The organism is Reichenbachiella versicolor, assembly GCF_003171675.1.
Taxonomy (GTDB): domain Bacteria; phylum Bacteroidota; class Bacteroidia; order Cytophagales; family Cyclobacteriaceae; genus Reichenbachiella; species Reichenbachiella versicolor.
In genome coordinates, this window is record NZ_QFZQ01000003.1 from 353925 (window position 1) to 374808 (window position 20884).

Annotated in this window: 24 protein-coding genes; 14 read left to right on the forward strand and 10 right to left on the reverse strand. The window is 36.5% G+C overall.

Annotation, left to right across the window (positions count from 1 at the left end):
- Window positions 1-732: 732 nt before the first annotated feature.
- The 4 genes from DKG80_RS09615 (at window position 733) to DKG80_RS09630 (ending at window position 3381) form a co-directional block, all read left to right on the forward strand.
- Window positions 733-1314 carry a TetR/AcrR family transcriptional regulator gene (locus DKG80_RS09615; protein WP_109831114.1) on the forward strand — a complete coding sequence of 194 codons (582 nt, stop codon included), beginning with the start codon at window positions 733-735 and terminating at the stop codon, window positions 1312-1314.
- 134 nt (window positions 1315-1448) lie between these two features.
- Entirely contained in the window at window positions 1449-1802 is a 354-nt protein-coding gene (locus tag DKG80_RS09620) for a hypothetical protein (RefSeq protein ID WP_109831115.1), read from the forward strand.
- 8 nt (window positions 1803-1810) lie between these two features.
- The gene (locus DKG80_RS09625; RefSeq protein ID WP_109831116.1) at window positions 1811-2536 is read left to right on the forward strand and encodes a hypothetical protein; all 726 of its coding nucleotides are present in this window, start codon (window positions 1811-1813) and stop codon (window positions 2534-2536) included.
- 224 nt (window positions 2537-2760) lie between these two features.
- Window positions 2761-3381: a hypothetical protein gene (locus DKG80_RS09630; RefSeq protein WP_109831117.1), complete on the forward strand. Its 621-nt coding sequence runs from the start codon at window positions 2761-2763 to the stop codon at window positions 3379-3381.
- A gap of 92 nt (window positions 3382-3473) precedes the next feature.
- Here the strand turns inward: DKG80_RS09630 and DKG80_RS09635 are convergent, their stop codons facing one another.
- The gene (locus DKG80_RS09635; RefSeq protein WP_109831118.1) at window positions 3474-3689 is read right to left on the reverse strand and encodes a hypothetical protein; all 216 of its coding nucleotides are present in this window, start codon (window positions 3687-3689) and stop codon (window positions 3474-3476) included.
- A 187-nt stretch (window positions 3690-3876) separates the two neighbouring features.
- Here DKG80_RS09635 and DKG80_RS09640 point away from each other — a divergent pair, with 187 nt between their 5' ends.
- The 3 genes from DKG80_RS09640 (at window position 3877) to DKG80_RS09650 (ending at window position 6897) form a co-directional block, all read left to right on the forward strand.
- Entirely contained in the window at window positions 3877-4464 is a 588-nt protein-coding gene (locus DKG80_RS09640) for a hypothetical protein (RefSeq protein WP_109831119.1), read from the forward strand.
- Window positions 4465-4676: 212 nt separating this feature from the next.
- Window positions 4677-5480, forward strand: a complete 804-nt coding sequence (locus tag DKG80_RS09645; RefSeq protein WP_109831120.1) for a phospholipase D-like domain-containing protein — start codon at window positions 4677-4679, stop codon at window positions 5478-5480.
- A 388-nt stretch (window positions 5481-5868) separates the two neighbouring features.
- Window positions 5869-6897: a hypothetical protein gene (locus tag DKG80_RS09650; protein ID WP_109831121.1), complete on the forward strand. Its 1029-nt coding sequence runs from the start codon at window positions 5869-5871 to the stop codon at window positions 6895-6897.
- A 260-nt stretch (window positions 6898-7157) separates the two neighbouring features.
- Here DKG80_RS09650 and DKG80_RS09655 read toward each other — a convergent pair whose 3' ends face one another.
- On the reverse strand, window positions 7158-7430 hold the full coding sequence (locus tag DKG80_RS09655; RefSeq protein WP_109831122.1) for a hypothetical protein: 273 nt from the start codon (window positions 7428-7430) through the stop codon (window positions 7158-7160).
- Window positions 7431-8166: 736 nt separating this feature from the next.
- Here DKG80_RS09655 and DKG80_RS09660 point away from each other — a divergent pair.
- Window positions 8167-9279, forward strand: a complete 1113-nt coding sequence (locus DKG80_RS09660; protein ID WP_109831123.1) for an aminotransferase class I/II-fold pyridoxal phosphate-dependent enzyme — start codon at window positions 8167-8169, stop codon at window positions 9277-9279.
- A gap of 135 nt (window positions 9280-9414) precedes the next feature.
- Here the strand turns inward: DKG80_RS09660 and DKG80_RS09665 are convergent, their stop codons facing one another.
- The 6 genes from DKG80_RS09665 to pta form a co-directional block, all read right to left on the reverse strand.
- Window positions 9415-10014 carry a GyrI-like domain-containing protein gene (locus DKG80_RS09665; protein WP_109831124.1) on the reverse strand — a complete coding sequence of 200 codons (600 nt, stop codon included), beginning with the start codon at window positions 10012-10014 and terminating at the stop codon, window positions 9415-9417.
- 2 nt (window positions 10015-10016) lie between these two features.
- The gene (locus DKG80_RS09670; protein WP_162555790.1) at window positions 10017-10325 is read right to left on the reverse strand and encodes an antibiotic biosynthesis monooxygenase family protein; all 309 of its coding nucleotides are present in this window, start codon (window positions 10323-10325) and stop codon (window positions 10017-10019) included.
- A 439-nt stretch (window positions 10326-10764) separates the two neighbouring features.
- The gene (locus DKG80_RS09675) at window positions 10765-11727 is read right to left on the reverse strand and encodes a helix-turn-helix transcriptional regulator (RefSeq protein WP_109831126.1); all 963 of its coding nucleotides are present in this window, start codon (window positions 11725-11727) and stop codon (window positions 10765-10767) included.
- A gap of 126 nt (window positions 11728-11853) precedes the next feature.
- Window positions 11854-12336, reverse strand: a complete 483-nt coding sequence (locus DKG80_RS09680) for a GNAT family N-acetyltransferase (protein WP_109831127.1) — start codon at window positions 12334-12336, stop codon at window positions 11854-11856.
- Window positions 12337-12354: 18 nt separating this feature from the next.
- Window positions 12355-13545, reverse strand: coding sequence for an acetate/propionate family kinase (locus DKG80_RS09685; protein ID WP_109831128.1), 1191 nt, complete (start codon window positions 13543-13545; stop codon window positions 12355-12357).
- A 60-nt stretch (window positions 13546-13605) separates the two neighbouring features.
- Entirely contained in the window at window positions 13606-15708 is a 2103-nt protein-coding gene (gene pta, locus DKG80_RS09690) for a phosphate acetyltransferase (RefSeq protein WP_109831160.1), read from the reverse strand.
- A 146-nt stretch (window positions 15709-15854) separates the two neighbouring features.
- On the opposite strand from pta, the gene DKG80_RS09695 reads away from it, so the two are divergent.
- The 3 genes from DKG80_RS09695 (at window position 15855) to DKG80_RS09705 (ending at window position 18159) form a co-directional block, all read left to right on the forward strand.
- Window positions 15855-16550 (forward strand): SIR2 family NAD-dependent protein deacylase, encoded by a 696-nt coding sequence (locus DKG80_RS09695; RefSeq protein WP_109831129.1) that lies wholly within the window; start codon window positions 15855-15857, stop codon window positions 16548-16550.
- Window positions 16547-17191, forward strand: a complete 645-nt coding sequence (locus DKG80_RS09700) for a hypothetical protein (RefSeq protein ID WP_109831130.1) — start codon at window positions 16547-16549, stop codon at window positions 17189-17191. Before DKG80_RS09695 ends, DKG80_RS09700 begins: the two co-directional genes overlap by 4 nt.
- A 197-nt stretch (window positions 17192-17388) precedes the next feature.
- Complete coding sequence (locus DKG80_RS09705) at window positions 17389-18159, forward strand: hypothetical protein (protein ID WP_109831131.1); 771 nt, start codon at window positions 17389-17391, stop codon at window positions 18157-18159.
- Here DKG80_RS09705 and moaA read toward each other — a convergent pair.
- Complete coding sequence (gene moaA / locus DKG80_RS09710; protein ID WP_245906986.1) at window positions 18156-19160, reverse strand: GTP 3',8-cyclase MoaA; 1005 nt, start codon at window positions 19158-19160, stop codon at window positions 18156-18158. The genes DKG80_RS09705 and moaA overlap by 4 nt on opposite strands.
- Window positions 19157-19519: a DUF7009 family protein gene (locus tag DKG80_RS09715; RefSeq protein WP_109831132.1), complete on the reverse strand. Its 363-nt coding sequence runs from the start codon at window positions 19517-19519 to the stop codon at window positions 19157-19159. The genes moaA and DKG80_RS09715 overlap by 4 nt, the downstream gene beginning before the upstream one ends.
- 125 nt (window positions 19520-19644) lie before the next feature.
- On the opposite strand from DKG80_RS09715, the gene DKG80_RS09720 reads away from it, so the two are divergent.
- The 3 genes from DKG80_RS09720 to DKG80_RS09730 all read left to right on the forward strand — a co-directional run bounded on the left by DKG80_RS09720 (window position 19645) and on the right by DKG80_RS09730 (window position 20882).
- Entirely contained in the window at window positions 19645-19887 is a 243-nt protein-coding gene (locus DKG80_RS09720) for a MoaD/ThiS family protein (protein WP_109831162.1), read from the forward strand.
- 1 nt (window position 19888) lies between these two features.
- Window positions 19889-20299, forward strand: a complete 411-nt coding sequence (locus DKG80_RS09725) for a molybdenum cofactor biosynthesis protein MoaE (RefSeq protein ID WP_109831133.1) — start codon at window positions 19889-19891, stop codon at window positions 20297-20299.
- Window positions 20300-20360: 61 nt separating this feature from the next.
- The gene (locus DKG80_RS09730; protein WP_109831134.1) at window positions 20361-20882 is read left to right on the forward strand and encodes a DUF7935 family protein; all 522 of its coding nucleotides are present in this window, start codon (window positions 20361-20363) and stop codon (window positions 20880-20882) included.
- Window positions 20883-20884: the final 2 nt, after the last annotated feature.

Here is a 20884-nt window from a genome sequence, read left to right on the forward strand (position 1 = left end):
ATAGAAGGGTATTTACTAATGATGGAGCCTTATTAAAATTGCTTTATCTAGTTACAAAAAGAATAACTGAAAAATGGTGTAAGCCTATAGCTAATTGGAAATCTGCTTTCTCTCAAATAGCTATTATCTTTCAGGATAGATTAATAGATAATAATTAAAACATGACACACTTTACTGAATAGACCCCTGCAATCTGCGGGAAGGTTTCGGGAAGACCCGACGAGTCCCTGCAATCTGCGGGAAGGTTTCGGGAAGACCCGACGAGCCCCTGCAATCTGTAGAAAGGTTTCGGGGAAGACCCGCTCGATCGCAATTGTATTGCGATTTTATTTTGACTATAGCATCTGTGATGCGACCTCCATATTTAAACTGATCCAATTTTTTTTACTCATATAGTATCGTTAAGTCCATAATGGTTACTTTAACAAAGGACAATACTTCATTGTTTCTAATCTTATATCTTTTAGACATAAATACAAGTTAACATCAAGATGACCGCAATGCAATTGCTAGATACTTCTCTATTAAGCTAAATTTCAGTCGCAAAACATTTGCGACCGAGCGGGAATATCAAGAATCTATTAGATTTGACATAATGTGTATAATCACCATTATACACATTAACATTACAACTACGTTGTAACACATTACCCAAACAAATAATCAAACTAATTTCGAATTAATTAGACTAATTGGTCTAGTTGAGATATTTTATTTATATTTGTCAAAAAAATGGGGTACAAACACAACATAGACGAAATTTTAGATATAGGTTATGATGTTCTTCGTAAGAATGGATATCATAATGTAGGAGTAAACCAAATTCTTAAAGAAGCTGGTATACCCAAAGGTTCCTTTTATAATTTTTTTGAATCTAAAGAGGATTTTGCCGTTAAGGTAGTTAAGCGCTATGGTGAGACAAATACAGAATGGATGAAAGCTTTTTTTGACAATTCAGAATTATCTCCTATCGAATCGTTACAATCATTTTATAAGTTTATGATTGATACAAATGAAACTGATGATTATTTAAGTGGTTGTATAGTTAATAATATGAGTATTGAGGTTGGTAGAATAAACAATATAATGGCATCTAAAGCCAATGAACAATTTATTAGTTGGCTAAACATATTAGCACAAGTTATTAGTAAAGGACAAAATTTAAAAGAAATCACAACCAAGTTTAATGCGTTAGAAATTGCTGAATATTTACACGCAGGGTTTTACGGAACATTCTCAAGAATGAAAGTCACTAGGAACAGAACTTATATGGATATATGGTATAATATGTCTTTTGAATTTATAAAGAACTAAAAAAATTTAAATTAAAATAAGTAGAACGGTCTAGTTTATCTAAAATGAAAATTATAAACACCAAAACAATCCTAATAATGCTTATAGGCACAGCTTTATTATCATTTAAAATGTCCTATACGAAAACAAATAATATGAATATAACAATGGATGGAGCTCAACTCTATCAAAAAAACTACAAACAGTTCAATTATTATATAGAAACCATTGGAAGTGTTTCTATTGATAAGGTAGAATTAAAGGATAAAAAACTAACCGCTATCTATTCATACGAACAAGGTAGTGAGCATAGAAATGTAGTAAGTGAATTACACCAAGATAAAGACGGTATTTACAAAGGAAAATGTACTACTAAGGTAAATGGAAAAATTTTACTAGCTGTCAATACTTGGTTGAGATTCAACGAAGATGGTTCTGCAAATGGTAACTGGAGTTGGTCGGGTGCTCCATCAAAAAATGACCCTGTCGTAACAATTTCAAAAAAATAATAAGAAACATGAAAATTAATTTATCAATTATAGCATTATCGCTATTAAGTTTAGCTGCTTGTAATTCTGAAAAAATGAGCACAACAGCATCAAAAGGAAACAAAATGGAAACTTCAAAAATGAGTAACACACATACCTTGGAATTAAAAAAAGGTGAGTTATTCCTTGTTGCAATAGCCGACCAAAAGGAAGGAAAAGAAGCCTTATTACAAGAATATTTTGGTACTATAATGCCCTCAGCAATGAAGAATGGTTTCACACCTCTTGGTCAACTTCATATTGACAATATTGTTAAAGCCAACAATTTTACTCCAAATAATTTTATAGGACTGTTTAAATGGCCAAACATGACCTCTGTTCAAGCTTTCATGTCTGATTTCACTCCAGAACAATTAAAGGAGCTAAGAATACCTATATGGAATGAATTTAAAGCACATATGATTGCATTACAAGAAGATAAAACGTTTATGATTGATGAAAGCAACCTATATGAAGTAAAAACTCTTTGGACTAAAGATATGGTTAAAACAAATTCAATTACCGAAAATGGAGGTAAAGTTATATTAAACCAACCTGTTGCTGGATATGAAGATTTAAAAGGAAATGAAGCTCCAAATCAAATTTTAATTATAGAATGGAAAGATAAAAAAACGGCAGATAAATTTGAAAAAATGAATATGTTAAAGTCTAAAAAAGAAGAAGCTTTTTATACTCATTTTACTTTATTCCAATAAAACAAGATTATCATTTACAGTAACTAAAAACGTGTTACAACAATGTGTAAAAGCAATATCGGTTTGGGTGTAAACTCGAACCGTTTTTGTCTTTAATTAAGTATATTGTTAACCGAAAAGTAAGTAGACTTTAATCCGCTACTGCTCTTACACTAACCGTTAGCAACAATAAGATGAAATTCCTAAACTTAATTCTGATCGTCATCATTTCAATTCTCTTAATTATGTCGTTAGTTGCATTAGTAGCAATTCACTGGCAACTTTTGGAGTTAGAGTTTTCTTTTACGCCAAGTGGAATTAATAACTATTTGAGTTCATACGCTACCTATAAAGCCCTTTTTACAGGAACGATTGCAACATGTGCAGCTTATTTTGGACTTCTTAGGGTTAAAGTTTCTGAAGACGCCAATAGAGAAAAAATCAAACAAGATTACTTTAACGAGTGGAAGATCACTTTCCAAGTGAGGTCATCTGAGGTTGAAAGAAAAGATGGACGAATGATAGGTGAGTTAACGAAGGTAAGGAGAGCTTTATTCAATGATCTCTATTCTTTAAAGTTCAACATTCAAAATAAAGAAGAACTTACTAAGGTTTTTGACAAGCACATTAAACCTTTGGTTGACTTTTTTGAAACACAGAATGACCGGCATGTGAACTTGGGTGGTGTGTATCCAGATGATCAATATAGCTACTCCTTTGATTCCTTCAGATTCATATTTATGGGCATGACAGAAAACTATTATGATAACATTGTACAAGACCTAAAGGAACTTTATTTGTCGGGATTGAATGAAAACCGAAATATCGATGCTCAAATGTACAATTCGGCAGTACTCGTTGTTTGAAGTCTTCCGAAGGGTGACTTCAAACTTAAAAATGAGACCCTAGTGTCTCCCGACACGGCCTGCTTATCAAATCATCTCTATATCCGATCCTCCTACAGATTAGCATAATCTATTACACTTGAGTAAAAATAGTGCTTAGTATCTCGTTTATTGGCACTTTGATTTAAAGATAGCACTAGAAAGCCCGTGTCAGGAGACACTAGAACTTCATCTTCTATTTTAAGTGCCGTTGCACTTACACTTAAAATAACGGTTACTTTAACAAAGGACAATACTTCATTGTTTCTAATCTTATATCTGTTAGCCATAAATACAAGTTAACATCAAGATGACCGCAATGCAATTGCTAGATACTTCTCTATAAAGCTAAATTTCAGTCGCAAAATACTTGCGACCGAGCGGGAATATTAAGAATCTATTAGATTTGATATAATGGTTATAATCACCATTATACACATTAACATTACAACTGCGTTGTGAGCCATCGAGCAGAAAATGAAGAAACCATCTAACATACTGTCACTAATCTCAGTCCTATTTCTGACTACATGGCTTATATCAAGCTTCTTCGGAGGAATGGTCCTTTATGCGATTATGTATTGGTGGATTCTCCTACCTGTTTTGGTCATATACGTCATAACACTTATAAAAACAATCGCGGATTTCTTCTTTGAAAAACCTCGTATCTATCATATTCGAACCTTTGTTCATCTATACGGATTAACAATTCTTACTGTAGCAACTCTGTATGATTCAGAACTCTTCAAATCGAAAAAATTATTGAGTGCAACACTTATCGATGACCTAAGTAGTATTTCCATCAACCTAAGAAACGATAACACATTTGATACACATGTTTCTGGAATGTTCGGTTATTCAGAAGAATACCGTGGCAAATACGAACTTAAAGGTGATACTATCATTTTTCTAAACCGACCATATGAAAACAACTTTATACCAGATAGAGTTTTAATCAACCATGCTGATTCTGCCATATATATTAATAAGCTCAAGAACGGGGAATTTGATCAAACTCGATCATTTGTAAATTACTTCAGAATTGACCTGAACGAATTGAAATAATAAAAAGGCTCACAACATGATATAGTCAAGGCATGATAGTTTGGAGGTTAGGTGAGGTCACTGCATTCTAGTAATACCGGAAAAATCTGATGATTTTTCCCCACACCGTAAATAGAATAGTGAAAAAATCATCAGATTTTCCTCAGCAGAATCCGTAACTTTCGCTCTTTAAATTTCACGCCTGATATATAGGCGTTACCCACAATTAGAAAATGAAACTATCAAACCTAACTATTGAGAGTATTAAAGAGTTTATCTCAGGCGATAATGGGTTAACGCCAGGTCTTAGCGGACCAAATATTTTGAAACTTTTCAATCAAGTAGGTTTTAAAGATGTCTACAAATATCAAGATGGTGGAATGCCTAATTCACTTAGTAGGAATGCTTACGTTTTAGAAAAACTCTATGAAATAAATGGAACGAAAGAAATGGTCAAGTTACTAGAAATAGTCTTTGACCCTAGACATTTTGCGAAGGACAATTCTAAAGACATTAGTACTGCCGTTGAAAAAATTAATCCATTAATTATTCAAGACGGATATCGATTAGAGGAATTGGACGGTAAGTTTAAAATCATTGGAGCTGACCTTCCAGAAGAAATTGAAGTAGAAATTCATTTTGAAGAAATACAAGCACAAATAATTGAACAGATTAGAAATGCTAAGTTTTCAATTTGGGTAGCAGTTGCGTGGTTTACAGATAAAGCTTTAGCGAAGGAGCTTCACTTAAAGCAAAAGGAAGGTTTAAACGTCCGAATTGTGGTCTTAGATGATGACATAAATAAGAAATATGGGTTCGATTATGAAAAATATTTTGACGCTAAACGAGTTCCGAAAACAGGAATCTATGAAAATATAATGCATCATAAGTTTTGCGTAATTGACCTAAAAACAGTGATTCACGGTTCATACAATTGGACTAACAAGGCAAGATGGAATAAAGAAACCATCTCAATTGACCAAAGTCGAGAATTAGCAGAGAAATTTGCTTCAGAATTTATCCAGTTAGCAAAATGAGAACGAAGAAGGCAAAAAGATATGACAAACAAATAGACCGAGAAATTGAAAAATCAGTAGCTCATTTTTCGGAACACCTAATGTCAATTCCCGCTCGATCGCAATTGTATTGCGATTTTATTTGTCTATAGCATCTGTGATGCGACCTCCATATTTAAACTGATCCAATTTCTTTACTCATATAGTACCGTTAAGTCCTTAATGGTTAATTCTTTAACAAAGGACAATACTTCATTGTCTCTAACCTTATGTCTGTTAGCTATAAATAACAAGTTAACATCAAGATGACCGCCATGCAATTGCTAGATACTTCTCTATTAAGCTAAATTTCAGTCGCAAAATATTTGCGACCGAGCGGGAATATCAAGAATCTATTAGATTTGATATAATGGTTATAATCACCATTATACACATTAACATTACAACTACGTTAGATGCAAAACAGATGCCTAAACCAAGTAAAGCTCAAAGGGTACTTGCTCAGATTTATAAAAATGTTGCAAATAAGAAGTTCCCGTGTTCATATTCAGGATGTGGTAAACCTTCTATAAACTCTCACTTGCTCCAAAGAAATGGCATTTTGAACAACATTGCTGAAAATGGCCATATGGTTGAAATCAAACAAACTGATATCTTCAAATGGACTCCTAACACTCCAACATTAGCCTTTAAAACGGTTGGTATTAATTCTGCTATTTCGCTTCCTGTCTTTTGTAATGAACATGATACAGGTTTATTCAAGGATATAGAGTCTGAAAATATTGATTTTGAATCTTATAGAAGCCAATTACTATTTAGCTACAGAACTCTATGTTCCGAACTGAGAAAAAAAGAAACCAACCTGTTAACCCATGAAAGAATTCTACAAGCTGAAACACTCAAGGGAGAAATTGATGAATTCGAAATAAAGCAATTTATTGACGGTACAAATCGAGGCATTCAAGACCTGCTCTTGTATAAAAGATTATTCGAAGAAGAAATTACCACCCCTTCAAATAACTTTCACTTTAAAACCTATTCGTATCCTCTAATCAGAGTTTATGGATCTGCAACTTTTAGTCCAATTAACAGCAGGATTGATAACCCTCTACAGTCTGAACCATTTAAATCCATGTTTATTCATGTTATACCGCAAAAAGAGGACTTAAAGATTATCGTTGGGTATAATAAATCCTACTCATCTGATTGGATAGAAGAATACACAGACTCTTGGAATAACTTAACTTATATTGAATTGCAGCAGAATCTAACTGAATTATTTGCCACACGAATAGAGTCATGGGGAATGTCGATCTCAACATATAATAGTATTGGACAGTCTAAAATAAATGCATTCATTGACTATTGGAATAGGAATGCCATGAACCTACTGGTTGATCAAAGAATCGGAATAAACCTTTTCGAAAAAAGCATATAACATGTAGTATGAAACCATGGCGGTTTTGAGGAATCCGATACTGTTCTGCATTCTGGAAGACCCACCAACTCTGCCAATTGGCCTTTGTAGATCAAAAAAGTAAAGTCCATTTCACAGAATTAGCTATTTTGCATCTAAAACATTAGCAATATAAGGCGCCACGATTCATACTGTGACGTTACACTCCATTTGCGCCAACAGGAGGTAATACAAAGAAAGACTACCTAATTTGGTAGTCTTCCTATATGGGTTTTGTAGAATTAAGGTTTCCTCAACTGCTCCAATCCCTCCCACAAAAACTTAAGATTAAAAAGAGCAGTCTTTTCAGGAGTATCAAAACACAAATCCGTGTGATACAAAGCAAAATCATGAACCATTTTTAAGGATTCAATTAATTCCTCAATTCCATGAAATTTGAGATTACCAATAAATTCCTGCTCAATAGAATTTAAAGGTTTTAGAATTTCAGAACCATTAACAGATTCTAAATGATTGCTATTAAGACAGGCTGTCTGACCATTCTGTGTTCGCATAAGAATGAAAATTTAAGATTGATGAATTTAAAAAGAGGGGAAGTCACTGCGAACACATTCCAAGCGGTGCTTAGATAGGTCTCGGGACTTTCACCCGTATGCTCCCCCAAGATTTTCTGTTTAAGACGTAATTGGAATAAGTACACCATTGATAACAAAAATTGAAATATGTTCGCATTTCAAAGCTACGGAAAAGAATGAAATAAGCGAGGAAAAAAGACTTTAATCGAGTAGACGGTACTACACCATTGGGGCAAGCTTTAGCAAACTTCCGAGGGTCCTTGCCTTAGATTGAGGAGTTCGTCCCATCAATTTATTTTAGGACAAAAAGAAATCCTGACTGCGCATATTTTTTTTAAACACACTTACGCATATTTTTTTCCGGACGAAATTAATATGCATGGTTGTTTTGAGCTACGCATATATGCGCAGGTGGTCATGCATATATGCGTGGTTCATTTAAGTCACGCATATCTTTTTTTAACAAAATGATATGCGTGATTATTTTTTGAGTTACGCATATTTTTTTCAAACACACTCGTGCATATTTTTTTGAGAAAATCAATCACGCATAATTTTTTAAAAAAGTCATCCACTGGTATGTATTTTAAATTCTTATTCATGCATATTTTTTTCTAAATTCTCTTTACGCATATTTTTTCAATCCCAATACGCCGATTGATCATCAGAATACCATAGATTTCACTTTCGATCTAAGTAAACAACAGCAGGAACTATGAAAATAAGTGATTTTAAACTGGAAAGATATTTTGCTCAACATGAATTCACCGCCAAATACCTGCTTTCCAGCTCTGACTCTGACGGGTATGAAATGAACTACATTTTGGAAAATGCCTCAGTAGATGAGTTGGTCATGTGGCAAAACCTAAAACTGGGCTACACCGAGAGTGAGGGCAATCCAGCACTGAGAGAGTCAATACTTCAGTATTACCAGCTCAATACGATAGAGAACGTAGTGGTGGCTACACCAGGCGAACTCAATTTTATCAGCATGAATGTTTTGCTAGATCCAACCGATCATGCAATCACCATATCTCCCTGCTACCAATCCCTATCAGAAGTGGTGAAATCCATTGATTGTCCGCTTTCATTTTGGAAACCGAAAGAAGACGGTTGGGTATTTGATACCGAAGACTTAGAAAAACTAATTCAGAATAACACGAAGCTCATTATCCTCAACTTCCCGCACAATCCCACCGGAAGCTACCTCACCAGAAGTCAATTGGACAAAATAGTCGACATCGCTAGGAAACACGACCTATACATATTCTCCGATGAGATGTATCACAAGCTAATCATAGATGATCTAGAGGAATTACCACCTATCAGCGATATCTATGAAAAAGGAATTAGCCTTTGGGGAACGTCAAAAACGTTTGGTCTGGCAGGATTGAGAACAGGATGGTTAGTCAGTCAGGATAAGTCTTTTTTACAGAAGGTAGTGTCATTCAAAGATTACTTGAGCATCTGCAATAGTGCTCCAAGTGAGATCTTGACCATCATGGCCCTCAATCATCTTGATAAGTTCTTAGAACCCAATCTTGAGAAGATTAAGAAGAACATATTGGTGTTTCAAGAGTTCGCAGATCAGCAGGAGTTGATTTCTAGTTTTGTACCACCTAGAGCAGGTTCTACCTCCTTTGTAGAGTTGGCCATTGAAGGCACGTCGCTCGAGTTCAGTAATCAACTAGTTGAGCAAGCAGGGATCATGACAGTACCAGCCGAGATGTTCGAATACGAAGGAAAGTATATCCGTGTAGGATTTGGACGAGCCAACTTTCCCGAAACGCTAGAGGTATTTGCCGATTATCTGAAAGATTATAAGTGATAAATGAGGCTGTCAGAAGTTCTGCCTACGCTATCGATAACAAATACTCTGGAAGATCTAGATGGATATATTGTACTATTACTGATGGCGATACTCGACTTTTGACAGCCTCTACATGTTATTGATTACAAACTTTTATTTTACTGCATATCTAATTATTGTTTTAAGTTTTTCTTCTGCTGTTTTTCTAGGGTCGGAGATATATATCTCATGATGAAAGCCATTCATGGTAAGATTGTTTAGCTGCATATAAGTCATGAGCTGATTGATGGTTTCTTCCTCCTGATAGTATGATCCAGTATGCATCATTTGGATGCTTTTGCCTTCATGGATCGGTTTCAAGATGACCTCATTCACATATGGAATCCCTTTCTTTTTCACTACCTCTTCTACAGCCTGATCCACCATGTCATGAGTTACATACTCAGGCATCCTGATCATCAATTGCCACTGCCAGTCAGACTTAGTGTCTTCAGAGAACTCAAGCCCCTCATCCACCCACCAAAAACACTCCAGTTTAGGTACTACAAAGTCCTTGCTATCTCGCTGACAGTATTTTTTCACAGTATAAGCGACAGGGTAAATCGCAGCGATACTTTGCAAGAATCGATCTTCTTCCGGCGCTCCGATACCAGTGATTGTCAAGCTACAATGAGGATCGAAGTCCAATACTTGAGGTTTTTTCCTTGCCCGGTAGTAGTTCGGGTCCGTTTTCTTTAGATCCAGCTTTTCCATAGTTATGCTACCTTTTTTAAATGTTGAAAAAATTTGACCTCCTCAAACGACCCGAATATCGAAGCGAAAGGCTCTTCCTTCTCCAATAGTTTAACCTTAGCAGAAGCAAGTTCAGCGCATTCCAAGTCCTCCCACCGAACTTGATCCACGAAAACTCCATCCTCACTTACAGAGCTAAAGGTCTTGTATTCGATCATACCTTCCATGTTTTTCATAAGATCCCTCATATGCTGAAGTAGCTCCTGTTGGAAATTCTTGATTTGGTCCTTTTTGATCTTGTAGACTACCAATTCCAATACTTGTTCATTCATGATTTTTAGTGATTTGATTGTATGAAATATTTTGAGAGCCAAGACAAAGACCATCTAGTCCACAAAGAGACGAGTTGTGCCTGTCTAGTCAGCTCCTTGTTATTGATATGAACAAATAACAGATCCGTCACTGACAACCCTATGTCAGTGGATTTTTGGAAAGTGATATTTTTTTAAAATTTCTTCTAGATAGAATAAGCAGTAGGGCAGCAGCATTTTGAAATAGTTGTCGTGTTATTCTGTTATATAGCCTTATAGGGGCTTTTTTCACTATAGTAGACAAAAGCTATTCGCTACTAGAGGTACTTAGGGTGCTTAGAAAATAGTCTATGCCATGCATCGATCTTTCCATTCGTCAAGATGACTTGCTATAGAGTTATTGATACAGCTTTTGAGGATTGCAGACTTTAAGTATTTGGTTTGAGTTATAGACCTTCAATTAAAAATTCTCTTTGACCAAGTACTGTTCAGCTAGACTTTCGGTCAACTCTTGCATGAGTCTTTTCAATCGATCCGACTCTAAGACACGAACAGAACTGGTATACATAAGTAGCCACCGAGCGAAGTATTCCATTTCTCCCACCATGAATGTCATTTCTATTCCTTCATCAGTGTTACATTCCTCAATCATACCATAGTAATACTTTTGATCCGAGAGGTATCTGGCTACCTGAGTAGTGAAAAGCAATTTGACCTCTTCTAGTTCCTGAGCAGGAGTCAACTCGAATATATGGTCTTTGAAGTCTTCACGAATCGAAGGGTCAAACTCCTCATCCAAAGTGATCAACTTAGTGATACGATCTGTTCGGAAGTCCCTCACAGCATCTCGCATTTGGCAGTGAGCGATTAGATGCCAATGATTGCTATAGTGACAAATACCCAATGGTTCCACAGTACGCTCAGAGTAAGTGCCAGAGTAGTTTGCAAAGTATTCGAACTTGAGCACACGCTTAGAGACAACTGCGTTTTTGATATCCATCAGGAATTTATCTTCAACTGAGTTGAGGCTTCGACTAGAGGGAATGATTTCAATGTGTTTGTCTAGTTCGTGAAGGTAGTCTTGTGAAGAAGTCTTGAGAACGGCTCTTACCTTAGTCAATGCTTGGTCATACTGATCGACTAATGATTTATCTCCTTGTCGTTCCAGAAGCTTTCCAGCAAGTAGGATAGCTCCAGCTTCTTCTTTGGAAAACATGATAGGAGGGACATAATATCCATCCACTATATAGTATCCCTTATCCTTTTCAAATCCTATAGGAATACCAGCTTCTCCCAGCGCCTTGATATCTCGAAATACCGTTCGCTCACTGATTTCAAAATGCTCAGAAAACTCCAAAGCAGTTACATGTCTGTGGGCTTGCAGCCTAAGTATCATAGCTGTGAGTCGATCGATTCTGTTCATAAGGAAGACTTTGATTCAAATGTATTGAGATAAACCAAAATCACTAAACGGACATGTAAAGAAAAGTTCTAAACCGAATCAGTAGATATCAATGAACCTCGATATTTGGTTTTCTATATGATGAGACTACAATTCCCGGTACATTACATAGGCATCTACCAATCCGTTCTTTTGATGCTGAAGCGCATTGGGTATCGTTCCTACAATCTTAAAACCATATTTCTGCCACAGTCTAACTGCCGAGGTATTCGTGCTGATAACTAGATTGAATTGCATGGAACGAAAGCCAAGTTTCTTGGCTTCGATAATGGAATGCTGACAGAGAGCTTTACCTATTCCCATTCCTTGGCCAGAAGGATGAACCATATAGCTGGCATTGGCTATATGAGAACCAAGGTCGATTTGGTTAGGTTTGATGATGTACGTACCTAGGATTTTACCATTTTCCTCATACACGTAGGTGTGCATGTAATCTGCAAACCAGTGTTTTTGAAGATCCGATTTAGGCGTGTCAGGATTAAAAACATAAGTATCTCCGGTTTGGATTACTTGATGGAATATCTCCCATATTTGATCGTAATCATCCTTCGACGCCTTTCGGATATTCATATAAACAATTAACTAATATTATTCTCCAGTAGTGATCAATCTATAGCATTGGGTTGCTATTTCAAGCTCTTCATTTGTAGGAATGATTAAGACTTTTACCTTGCCATTCGATACATCTCTAGCCTCATCACTCCATTTAGCATTTTCTTCATTGTTGATTTCAATACCTAGTGCATCCATTTCTGCACATACATTTGCTCTCATGTCTGCATCGTTTTCACCAACACCGCCTGTAAAAATGATACTGTCCAAACCATTCAATGCAGCCGTATAAGCTCCGATATATTTCTTGATACGGTAGGCGTAGATGTCCAGCGCAAGTTTAGCAGCAGAACTGCCTTTGTCCGCTAGTTCTTTGACGGCTCTCATGTCGCTTTCGCCAGTTAACCCTTTTAGTCCACTATTCTTGTTGAGGATAAGTCGGATATCGCTGATGTCGTGTCCTTTTTCTGATAAGTAGAAGATCACAGAGGGATCAATATCACCAGATCTAGTTCCCATTACTAAACCTGCTAATGGACCTAATCCCATAGTGGTGTCTATGCATTTATTATCCTTGATAGCAGCCATGCTACAGCCGTTTCCAAGGTGGATAGTGACAATCTTGTTTTTGTCAGGATCTATCCCAAATAGAGCTTTTGATTTATTAGCAACAAATCTGTGTGATGTACCATGAAACCCATATGTACGAATACCATGTTTTTCATACAGTTCATTAGGAATGGCATATCTGTAAGCATGCTCAGGAATGTTGGAATGAAAAGCAGTGTCAAATACAGCAATTTGCTTAGCCGAAGGGAATACTTCTTCAGCAACATCTATTCCTTGTAGATTTGCAGGGTTGTGAAGAGGAGCGAGAGAAAATAGAGCCTTGATTTTTGCTTTTACTTTCTCATTGATAATAGTCGTAGTATTAAACTCTTCACCACCATGTACTACTCTATGTCCTACCACATCTACTTCTTGGGCAGATTTGATTACACCATGCTCTTCGGAGACAAGAACTTTCGAGACTTTGTTTAGAGCTTCGGTATGATCTGCATCAGGTAAGTCAAAATCAACTTTCTGACCATTTTGTTTATGCTTAAGGACACATCCAGCTTGACCGATTTTATCCACTAAACCAGAGCATAGCACTGTTTCTTCGGGTAATTGGAATAGCTGGTACTTAAGAGAAGAGCTGCCGCTATTTAATACTAATGCTTTCATATTATTCTATAATCTTAGAAGGTACCCCTATTGACCTAGCACCATCTAGTTCGCGTAAAATTAACTGGTTTGAGCTTGAATAGCTGTGATAATGACCGTATTGACAATATCCTCTACCGTACACCCTCTACTCAGGTCATTCACAGGTTTATTCAACCCTTGCAACACCGGACCGATTGCTATAGCTCCAGTCTCTCTTTGGACTGCTTTATAAGTATTGTTACCCGTGTTTAAGTCAGGGAATATTAAGACGCTTGCTTGTCCTGCTACTTCAGAGTCCGGCATTTTCTTCTTCCCTACAGCTGGGTCCACAGCTGCATCATACTGAATAGGGCCTTCTACTAATAAATCCGGTCTTGATTCTTTCACAAGATCCGTAGCAGTTCTTACTTTTTCTACCTCTTCCCCTTTTCCTGATGACCCAGAAGAATAAGATAGCATTGCGATTTTAGGCTCTACTCCAAAAGACTTAGCAGTATCTGCAGAGGATATAGCGATTTCGGCTAGTTGCTCTGCGGTAGGGTTTGGGTTGACAGCACAGTCTCCATATACCAAGACTCGGTCAGCTAGGCACATGAAAAATACCGATGAAACTACATTTATTCCTTTTTTGGTCTTTACGAATTGAAGGGCAGGTCTTATGGTATGTTGAGTAGTGTTGATAGCACCAGAAACCATACCGTCTGCATCTCCCATTTTCACCATCATTGTGCCGAAATATGATTCATCCATCATCAAGTCCTGGGCTATTTCAAGAGTTACATTCTTGTGCTTACGCGCTTCGAATAGTTGCTCAGTATACCCTGCGTATTTTGGAGACGAAATAGGGGAGATAATCTTGGTTCTTTCAAGATCGATATTCAGCGAGTTGTCCTTGATTATTTTATGTACTACTTCTGGTTCTGGATGAAGTAGAGCCAAGTCAACGATATTCATTTCTTGTAGGTGTTCTACAGCTTTCAAGATTCTGATATCACCACCTTCTGGCAATACAATTTTCTTTCTCCTAGACTTAGCACTTTGTTTAAGTTGATACTTAAACATTTTTGGAGTCATCCCTTTAGGCTTGAACTTTATCAACTTTTCTTCTAGACTGGTAGTATTGATGTGTTCATTGAAATACTGTAGCGCTATTGATAATTTCTCCTCATTATCAAGTCTCAGATTAGCTTTTACATTATTCAGTCCAATAGCTGTTTCGTATGTATTAGGTTTTACTTTCAGTATTGGAATATTGTGAGTCAAACCTTTCAATAGCCTATAAACCGATCCAGGTATTTCAAAATCTCCTGTCAATATAATAGTAGATAGATTTGGATAGTTTTCTGATAGATGAGCCTGAAGAGAGCCTACTATTATTTCTGCTCTATCCGATGAGGCTATGACAGCACAGTTCTCAGTTAATTTATCTAAGTAATTAGTAAGTCCCATACCAGCAACAGAGAACCTTTCTACGAGTGTCGTGTAGGTCAAATCTTCACCAAACATGATTTCTGCATCTAGTTGTTCCGCAATTTCAATCACACTTGGTTGAGATAGCATAGGTTGCTCAGGAATAATAGCAACTTCATTTAATTGGCCTTGTTGGAACTTCTCATTGAAGACTTGGGTAAATTGAGTTACTAAGTGTTCAGGGACTCTATTCACTATTGTTCCGATGACCTCGCAGTCTTGCTCTTTAAAACTTGAAACAGCAAGCTTAATACTACCAGCGGATTCTGAAGGAGTATGACCATTAGCAGTTCCCACTAGCAATACTGGACATCCAAGGTTTCTTGCGATTTGAGCATTGATATCAAACTCAAATGCTATGTTGTCACCGATAAAGTCAGTCCCTTCTACTAGTACAAAGTCAAACCTCTTTTCGAACTCTTTGTATCGATCTATAATTGTATCGATCACGAGTTCAGACTGACCAGAACCAATCAATTCATTAATTTGTTCACTGGTATATACGTAGCTTTCCTCGTAGGCCTGACTGAGCTTGAAGTAGTTTAATATCAAATCTGTATGAAAGTCCTTCTTAGTAGGTCTAGATTTGATTACTGGTCTGAAATACCCGATGTTTTGGGTTTGTCTGAGGAGTAAGTCGATTAATCCTAAGGAAACTATCGACTTGCCAGAGTTTTTCTCTAGCGTTGAGATGTAAACTGCTTTTGACATGGTTGTTGATAATTCTTTCTCGCCTATGCACGGCATTGAATCTGGGGCAAAAGTATATTGATTCAATCCCTGTAAAGTTGATAATTATCATGAAAACACACGGCAAATTTCAGCTTCATTTTTATTTTTAGTCAAAACAATCATGTATGAAAAAAATAGTAGTTCTCACTGGCGCAGGAATAAGTGCAGAATCTGGATTAAAAACTTTTCGTGATTCAGACGGACTTTGGGAAGGTCATGATGTAACTCAGGTAGCCTCACCACAAGGTTGGGAAGAAGATCAAGAGTTGGTTTTAGACTTTTATAATCAACGTAGAAAACAAGCTCTCAATGTCAAACCCAATGCAGGTCATTTGGAGTTAGCGAAATTAGAAAATGAGTTCGAAGTCTCTATTGTCACTCAAAACGTCGACAACCTTCACGAGCAAGCTGGTTCATCTAAAGTCTTGCATTTACATGGTGAGCTATTTAAGTCTAGAAGTACCGGAGATGAATCGCTCATTTACGATATGAAAAATTGGGAGTTGAATACTGGAGATTTGTGTGAGAAGGGATATCAATTACGTCCACATATCGTTTGGTTTGGAGAGGACGTTCCTATGATGGAGACTGCTATTCAGGAAGCGTTGGCTGCGGATGTTTTTATAGTTGTAGGAACGTCATTAGCAGTTTATCCCGCAGCAGGACTTATTAATTTTGTAAGCGCAATGGTACCTAAGTACATAATAGATCCTTCTATTCCAGAGATAGCTGAGATGGGATTGTTGCACTTAATTCAGGAACCCGCTACAACAGGGGTAAAGAAAGTAGCCGAAATGTTGAGAGAGAAGTATATTAAATGATATTAGAAAAGTCAGTCAGTAAAAACATTGAACTATCTGTTATTGGATGTGACCCTTTGGTAAGTTTGGACTCTAAAGTTTATCTGGTCGCATTTGTACGCTTTTCTAATAATGTAATCTATAAGCCCATTAAGTTCTTTATGAAGAAAAGAACAATGGCGATTCATTCTTTCTCTCGCAAGGATTATAATAAAGACCAATTATTCATTTTGACATTTGATAGCTGCCGATCAGTACTAGAGGCATTGTCGCAGAAAGGCTGGATAGATATGTGTCGCAGGTTTTCGTTATTAAAAGTTCATATAGCTGGTCTAATGCGATCGGTAGAAGGGACTCACTACGCTCCACCCAAATCGTCACTTAAGTTAGCTTTATACTCGTTTAATGGGGATTATGAAACTGAAATGAGAGATGTAGCTGCCAAATACGATGTGTTCGTTTCCTTAAGTGCAAAGAAGGTTGCATTACTTGGTTATAGACTATTCTCGGAGAGATGGAGAAGCATCCTTTTTCCACAATCTGGAGTAATTATTTTTTCATCTTTTGATGCGATGAGTTTACAAAAGTTATGCCAATCTCCTGACTTTCATGCTTTGCAATCCAAAATGGAAATGGAGGAGATAGGACGATTTCAAAGTTGATTAGTATTTTGTTGTGAAGTGTTATCCTATAGGTAAATCCCTTAAAGGTTATAATGATTTCGCATAAAACGCTGGTATCAAAGGGTTTCTATTTGTGTTCTTCAATTATTTTTTTAATCTTCACAGAATAGAATAATGTGATAAGATTTTGATAGTGAAAAATTTTTGTAAAACCCGTGAAAATATAATATCCAGCTATGTCAAATCAGCTTGAACTTCGAAGTACTTTTCGATTTTCAGAAGGAGTAAATACGATTTCTTTACCATCTGAAAACAGAACTTTTGAAACTGCGTTTCACGCAGAAAAATCAAAGACTGTAGAGAGTTCACCTTCATTGCTCAAGAAAAATAGTTTCGCGGTTGCAACTTCCATTTCACAAGCCTTTTATTCTAATCTAGGATCCGACGCAAAGTCAAGTATAGCTTCATACTCTTCTAAGAAATTTTCTTCACTGGTCAATAAAAGCTTTTCTTCTTCAAAGGAGTTTTTATCACTGAAGAATATAGCCGATAAACTAGTCGGGTTTGATTTTCAGCAGGATAGCTCTTATCAGGAAGAAGTAAAGTCTAAGTTCTGTATCAAGAAAGGTAGTCATGCAGGGCATGTTATTCTTCACATTCCAGCTTTTGTACCGCAAAACGATCTCAATGTACCTAAGGGAGCTACTAACTTTAAGGTTTTTGCACGATTGATTAGTGTTTCAGATTTTGAAAAATCAGGTGATGATTATCATGCGCTTAATAGAAAGCAGCATGGACAATTCGCTGATTTTGAAACTACCATGCAGCCAGTTCTGAGAATAACTACCCAACCTATCACATCTCAGCTTAGAATTGAAAACAAGGAATTTTCACCAGCGGGAATGTCTTCTATTTTTGTAGTAGGAGTGAAATACTTTTCTTATAAAGACAAGAAGTTTAATAATTTACCAGAGAGCACTAAGATGTGTGTTATGGGAGTATATTAACCTCCTATCGTAGACATAGATTCCCCGATTACTTTTGTATTTTTTCTAGCTGCCTCAGCTTGATGTCCATTTTGAGCTTTCTGCATCGAAATACGCATAAGTTCAGATTTAATGCTTTCATCCTTTTCTCCCGTTCTCATAAGTTGTTTGATATCCAGAACGCCATCGTCGTATAGACAGTTTTTGATAGTTCCTAGTGCAGTCATTCGAATTCGGTTGCAAGTACCACAGAAAGTTCTACTAAATGCAGGGATGACACCGATCTTACCCTCATGACCTTTGATTTGGTATAGCGTAGCAGGATCATTTTTAGGTGTGATATCTCTCTCAATAGTCTTAAAATTTGACTCCAAACTATGAATTATTTGCTGATGGTTCCAAATATCACTTGTGGAGTAATCAGAGCCGTTGAAAGGCATCTCTTCTATGAACCGAACGTGGATATTTCTATGCTTTGCCAATTCTGCAATTGCAGGGATTTCATGCTCATTTTTCCCTTTCATCACTACTACGTTCAGCTTCGTATGAATGTCAGCTTCAATTAGCTTTTGCAAACAACTAAAGACGTTATCAAATTCATCTCGTCGAGTGATTTTCTTGAAGTTTTCTTTATCAATACTATCTATACTTAGATTCACACCATCAATTCCTATTCTCTTAAGGTCTTCTATATACTGAGCAGTCAATACACCATTGGTGGTAATATGTACTTTCTCAAGTCCCTTAATAGTTTTAAGCTCTTTTAGGAAATTGATTAAGCCTTTTCTTAGAAATGGTTCGCCTCCTGTGATTCTAACTTTATTGACACCAAGGTCTCTAAATAAACTGGTAGCTCTAAGGATTTCCTCATAAGTCATTAGCTCCTTTTTGGGTAGATAGTCGATGCCTTCAGCAGGCATACAATAGAAGCAGCGCAGATTACAACGATCAGTTACAGCTATGCGGAGGTAGTCCATCTGACGCCCCCATTTATCGATCAATATTTTTTGAGAGTTGCTCAATTGTTGATAGCTAATGGATTTGGATAGCTATCTGATTCATCTTCCTCAGGTCTTTTATGTAGACATTGGAAATCCTTTTCAACAAGAATTTTGATTTCAGATTGGTTTTCGTTTTTGAAACCTACTTCGTCTGGAGATGACCATTTTTCAGTTACCGCTGCTGGTACGTAGATAGTAATGGTATTATTTACAAATTCCGCTATCACATCAGTATGCTTTGGAGACTTGACAAGTTGATAGTTAAGTGCATTTAAGCCAATTTGACTTTGAGAACTCACTTTTCCAGTCTCCATGTAGTTATCTACTTCGGTTTGGTTAAGCCTTAATCTGATGTAGTTATCTAATATTCTCAACTTCATGCCGCAAAAGTAACTTTCGAAGAGTGGAATTCTAAATGTAATCTTGATTATAAGCTAATGCTTTATGTCTTGTATTTGAATTTAATATGAACTTATAACTTTGCATGTGTAAACAAAATCAAGAAATGGAAGTAACCATAGTGGCATATGGAATAGCTAGGGACATAATTGGAACTAGTGAATTGATATTAAAAGTGGATGAAGGCATTACTGTTAAGGACATGCTTACATTAGTAAAAAGGAAGTTTCCTGATTTTGAGAAACTAACCTCATTGCTACTAGCAGTCAATGAGGAATACGTAGAAGAAAATCACATAGTAGAATCGGGAGACGAATTAGTTTTGATTCCACCAGTTAGTGGAGGTTGACATGATTGAAATTACAGAACAAAGAATAGAATCTGCTCGTCTTATCGAAATGGTGAGTGATGGTGGTGCAGGAGCCATAGATGTATTTATTGGTACTACCAGAGATAATACTAAGGGTAAAAAAGTGATTAAGCTAGAATTTGAATCTTACGCTCCTATGGCTATTAAAGAGCTGGGAAAGATTGTAAATCGTGCCTCTAACAATTGGAATATTCTTAAGTATGCTATTTCTCATAGAGTAGGACTAGTAGAAATAGGTGAACCTGCCGTAGTCATAGCAGTTTCTACTCCGCATAGAGCTGATGCTTTTGACTCATGTCGGTTCATTATTGATGAACTAAAAAAAACGGTTCCGATTTGGAAGAGAGAGTTTTATGAAGATGGAGATATTTGGGTTTCAGCCCATCCATAATAATTTGTGTTGCTTTATTGTCGATTACAATTAGCTTTGACATTTAATAAAAACTGATCAATTGGAAGCAATAGTAGAATTTGGAAAGATTATTTTGCCAGCAGGTGCAGTGCTTTATGCTATGTTTTTGACAACAAGGATGTTCCTTCGAAAGGAATATGATCTTAAGTTGATCGAAATGAAGACAAAAAATACAGAAATTACGCTTCCTATACGGTTACAAGCTTATGAGCGTATCTGCTTATTCTTAGAACGCATTGCTCCCAAGAATTTAGTACTTCGAGTTAATACACCTGAAATGAACGCTCTTGCTTTTCAGCAAATCATGGTGAAAGAAGTCCGAGAAGAATTTGGCCATAATCTCTCTCAGCAAGTTTATGTTTCGGAGTCAGCATGGGAGGCTGTCAGAAATGCAATGGAGGAAGTGATTTTGATTATCAATGATTCCACTACAGGTATGACCGAAGAAACACCAAGTGTGGAATTGGCTAAAGTGATCTTTGAAAAAATTATAGAAAGAGAACATTTAGCAGTAGATAGTGCGTTATCTTTCGTAAAGAAAGAGATTCAGCAAATTCTATAGAC

Excerpts from the sequence above, each read along its gene's own strand:
- DKG80_RS09615 (WP_109831114.1), top strand. The coding sequence starts at position 733 with ATGGGGTACAAACACAACATAGACGAAATTTTAGATATAGGTTATGAT.
- DKG80_RS09620 (WP_109831115.1), top strand. The coding sequence starts at position 1,449 with ATGAATATAACAATGGATGGAGCTCAACTCTATCAAAAAAACTACAAA.
- DKG80_RS09625 (WP_109831116.1), top strand. The coding sequence starts at position 1,811 with ATGAAAATTAATTTATCAATTATAGCATTATCGCTATTAAGTTTAGCT.
- DKG80_RS09630 (WP_109831117.1), top strand. The coding sequence starts at position 2,761 with ATGTCGTTAGTTGCATTAGTAGCAATTCACTGGCAACTTTTGGAGTTA.
- DKG80_RS09635 (WP_109831118.1), bottom strand. The coding sequence starts at position 3,689 with ATGGCTAACAGATATAAGATTAGAAACAATGAAGTATTGTCCTTTGTT.
- DKG80_RS09640 (WP_109831119.1), top strand. The coding sequence starts at position 3,877 with ATGAAGAAACCATCTAACATACTGTCACTAATCTCAGTCCTATTTCTG.
- DKG80_RS09645 (WP_109831120.1), top strand. The coding sequence starts at position 4,677 with ATGAAACTATCAAACCTAACTATTGAGAGTATTAAAGAGTTTATCTCA.
- DKG80_RS09650 (WP_109831121.1), top strand. The coding sequence starts at position 5,869 with ATGGTTATAATCACCATTATACACATTAACATTACAACTACGTTAGAT.
- DKG80_RS09655 (WP_109831122.1), bottom strand. The coding sequence starts at position 7,430 with ATGCGAACACAGAATGGTCAGACAGCCTGTCTTAATAGCAATCATTTA.
- DKG80_RS09660 (WP_109831123.1), top strand. The coding sequence starts at position 8,167 with ATGAAAATAAGTGATTTTAAACTGGAAAGATATTTTGCTCAACATGAA.
- DKG80_RS09665 (WP_109831124.1), bottom strand. The coding sequence starts at position 10,014 with ATGGAAAAGCTGGATCTAAAGAAAACGGACCCGAACTACTACCGGGCA.
- DKG80_RS09670 (WP_162555790.1), bottom strand. The coding sequence starts at position 10,325 with ATGAATGAACAAGTATTGGAATTGGTAGTCTACAAGATCAAAAAGGAC.
- DKG80_RS09675 (WP_109831126.1), bottom strand. The coding sequence starts at position 11,727 with ATGAACAGAATCGATCGACTCACAGCTATGATACTTAGGCTGCAAGCC.
- DKG80_RS09680 (WP_109831127.1), bottom strand. The coding sequence starts at position 12,336 with ATGAATATCCGAAAGGCGTCGAAGGATGATTACGATCAAATATGGGAG.
- DKG80_RS09685 (WP_109831128.1), bottom strand. The coding sequence starts at position 13,545 with ATGAAAGCATTAGTATTAAATAGCGGCAGCTCTTCTCTTAAGTACCAG.
- pta (WP_109831160.1), bottom strand. The coding sequence starts at position 15,708 with ATGTCAAAAGCAGTTTACATCTCAACGCTAGAGAAAAACTCTGGCAAG.
- DKG80_RS09695 (WP_109831129.1), top strand. The coding sequence starts at position 15,855 with ATGAAAAAAATAGTAGTTCTCACTGGCGCAGGAATAAGTGCAGAATCT.
- DKG80_RS09700 (WP_109831130.1), top strand. The coding sequence starts at position 16,547 with ATGATATTAGAAAAGTCAGTCAGTAAAAACATTGAACTATCTGTTATT.
- DKG80_RS09705 (WP_109831131.1), top strand. The coding sequence starts at position 17,389 with ATGTCAAATCAGCTTGAACTTCGAAGTACTTTTCGATTTTCAGAAGGA.
- DKG80_RS09715 (WP_109831132.1), bottom strand. The coding sequence starts at position 19,519 with ATGAAGTTGAGAATATTAGATAACTACATCAGATTAAGGCTTAACCAA.
- DKG80_RS09720 (WP_109831162.1), top strand. The coding sequence starts at position 19,645 with ATGGAAGTAACCATAGTGGCATATGGAATAGCTAGGGACATAATTGGA.
- DKG80_RS09725 (WP_109831133.1), top strand. The coding sequence starts at position 19,889 with ATGATTGAAATTACAGAACAAAGAATAGAATCTGCTCGTCTTATCGAA.